3 protein-coding genes and 1 pseudogene are annotated in these 2,651 nt (G+C 62.2%); 3 read left to right on the forward strand and 1 reads right to left on the reverse strand.

The annotated features are described in order from the left end of the window. Positions 1-208: pseudogene (locus tag AHiyo1_RS23950) on the reverse strand (alpha/beta fold hydrolase); the annotation flags it as partial. Positions 209-285: 77 nt separating this feature from the next. On the opposite strand from AHiyo1_RS23950, the gene lysS reads away from it, so the two are divergent. The 3 genes from lysS to AHiyo1_RS23960 all read left to right on the forward strand — a co-directional run bounded on the left by lysS (position 286) and on the right by AHiyo1_RS23960 (position 2,460). After that, entirely contained in the window at positions 286-1,815 is a 1,530-nt protein-coding gene (gene lysS, locus AHiyo1_RS23955) for a lysine--tRNA ligase (protein WP_059390282.1), read from the forward strand. 2 nt (positions 1,816-1,817) lie between these two features. After that, positions 1,818-1,994, forward strand: coding sequence for a hypothetical protein (locus AHiyo1_RS25290; RefSeq protein ID WP_172465751.1), 177 nt, complete (start codon positions 1,818-1,820; stop codon positions 1,992-1,994). Positions 1,995-2,133: 139 nt separating this feature from the next. Further along, the gene (locus tag AHiyo1_RS23960; RefSeq protein WP_059390281.1) at positions 2,134-2,460 is read left to right on the forward strand and encodes a histone-like nucleoid-structuring protein Lsr2; all 327 of its coding nucleotides are present in this window, start codon (positions 2,134-2,136) and stop codon (positions 2,458-2,460) included. Positions 2,461-2,651 lie beyond the last annotated feature (191 nt).

The raw sequence follows: 2,651 nt of genomic DNA on the forward strand, positions 1-2,651 counted from the left end.
AATGCACCGGCCGGCCTAGCAGGACGCTCAGGTTCCGGGCGAATGGCCAGTAGAGGGAGTCGGTCACCAAGGTGCCGTGAACGAGCACGACGCCGGGCTCCTCCGTAGCGCCCGACGCGCCCGGAATGGACGCCTCAGCCGCCGGCCGGAAGGAGTGCACCTCGAGGTGCCCGCCGTCGTCGTCCGTTTCAACTGTCCATGTCTCCACAGCCCGAGTCTATGTTGCCGCGGGGGCGGGAGGGGAAGATAGGGAACTCCAAGGAATCCCCGGTAAACTTGTGGATTGTGACTTCCGCAAACACCCCATCCCCGCACACCGCCGCCGAGCCTGCCGACGCCAGCGAGCAGATGCGCATCCGCATGGAAAAGCGCAGCAAGCTGATTGAGCGCGGCACCGAGGCCTACCCGGTGGGTGTTGAGCGGACGCATTCCCTTGCCGAGATCCGCGAGAAGTACGCACATCTCGAGGCTGACGAAACCACCGGCGACATCGTGGGCGTCACCGGCCGTGTGGTGTTCGTGCGCAACACCGGCAAGCTCTGCTTCGCTACCCTCCAGGAGGGCGGTGTGGACGGGAAGGGCGTGCGCCTGCAGGCGATGCTCAGCCTGGCAAACGTCGGCGAGGAAACCCTCGCGGACTGGAAAGCGCTGGTGGACCTCGGAGACCACGTTTTCATCAAGGGCGAAGTCATTTCCTCCAGGCGTGGCGAGCTCTCTGTCATGGCTGATTCCTGGTCCATGGCCTCCAAGGCCTTGCGCCCGTTGCCGGTGCTGCACGCCGAGCTGAATGAGGAAACCCGTGTCAGGCAGCGCTATGTGGACCTGATGGTCCGTGACGAAGCCCGGGAAATGGTCTACACCCGCGCGGCGATTACCCGCTCGGTTCGCGACACTTTGGACCGCCGCGGCTATGTGGAGGTGGAGACCCCCATCCTGCAGCTCGTCCACGGTGGTGCCACGGCCCGGCCGTTCGAGACGCACATGAACGCCTTCGACCAGAAGATGACGTTGCGCATCGCCACAGAGCTCTTCCTCAAGCGTGCCGTGGTGGGCGGAATCGATCGCGTCTACGACATGGGCCGCGTGTTCCGCAACGAAGGCGTCGACTCCACGCACAGCCCTGAATTCACCACCTTGGAATGCTACGAGGCGTGGGCGGACCAGTTCGTCATGGCCGAACGCATGAAGGAAATCATCCTGAACGTCGCCGACGTCGTGGGCACCCGCACCATCCAGACTGACGCCGGAGAGATCGACCTCGACGGCGAATGGGCCTGGGTTGCTGTCTACCCGGGGCTCTCCGAGGCGATCGGGGAAGAGATCACCCCCGACACCACGGTGGCGGAACTGCAGGCCATTGCCGCCAAGCACGAGGTCAAGGTGGATCCGAAGTGGGACGCCGAGAAGCTTGTCGTGGAACTGTTTGGCGAGATCGTCGAGCCGACCCTGCTCAACCCGACCTTCGTCTACAACTACCCACCCTCCGCGCAGCCCCTTGCCCGCCCGCACCGGGAGGACGGCCGCCTGATCGAGGCCTGGGACCTCATCATTGGCGGCATGGAACGCGGCACGGCCTTCTCCGAGCTGATCGACCCCGTCATCCAGCGCGAACGCCTCACGGAGCAGTCGCGTCGTTCGGCCGCCGGCGACGTCGAGGCAATGCAGTTGGATGAAGACTTCCTGCGCGCCCTCGAGTACGGTGCTCCGCCCATGGGCGGCATCGGCCTAGGCATCGACCGCTTGGTCATGCTGTTCACCGGAGCAGGCATCCGGGAAACCATCTTGTTCCCACTCCTCAAGCCCGAAGGGCACTGACCATGGAATACATTGCCGTTCTTGCACCGTCCGTTGTTGTCGGACTTCTCTTTTGGTTTGCCATGAAGGCTATCTTCAACGCGGACAAATCAGAGCGCCAAGCAGAAGCCCGCGCCCAGGAAGAAGCCGGATTCGGAATTGCCAAGCCTGCGGGCGACGGCTCAACACCTGCCAAATAGCTCTTTCTCGGGGCCGCTCCCGAAGATTTAATAGTGCCTTTGACGGAGCCTTTGACGGGGTGCCATGCGCTGGACGATAATCTTTAATTAGTAGTCTAGCTATTCTGCATATCCGACCCCTCCAAAAGAGAGTCTTTTCATGGCACAGAAAGTCAAAATTATCCTCGTTGACGACCTGGATGAGGGCTCTGCGGATGAAACTGTCCGCTTTGGCCTTGATGGAGTCAGTTACGAAATGGACCTGTCCAGTGCCAACGCTGCGAAGCTGCGGGACGCTCTGGGGCCATTTGTAGCCAAGGCACGCAAGACATCGACCGGCCGTGCAACGCGTAGCCGCGTTGCCGCAGGGAGAAACCAGGACTCGGCACAGATCCGTCAATGGGCGCGCGAGAACGGTTATACCGTAAACAGCCGTGGCCGCATTCAGGCCGAAATTCAGGAAGCCTACCAGAAGGCCAATTCCTGACACCAAGTATCAATACCCCGGCCCTACGGCCGGGGTATTGTCATTTAACTGCCCGGCTCGTCGGGATAACGGTGTTGTGCACCACTATTCCGGGGAAGCTTGGAGTCGACTGGGCGTTTCCGGTAGGCAGTCACCACTTTCGCGGTGAAGAACGACGGCGGCCGGCCGGCTCGCGGGGGTGCCGGCCGAAG

Source organism: Arthrobacter sp. Hiyo1 (assembly GCF_001263615.2).
GTDB lineage: Bacteria > Actinomycetota > Actinomycetes > Actinomycetales > Micrococcaceae > Arthrobacter.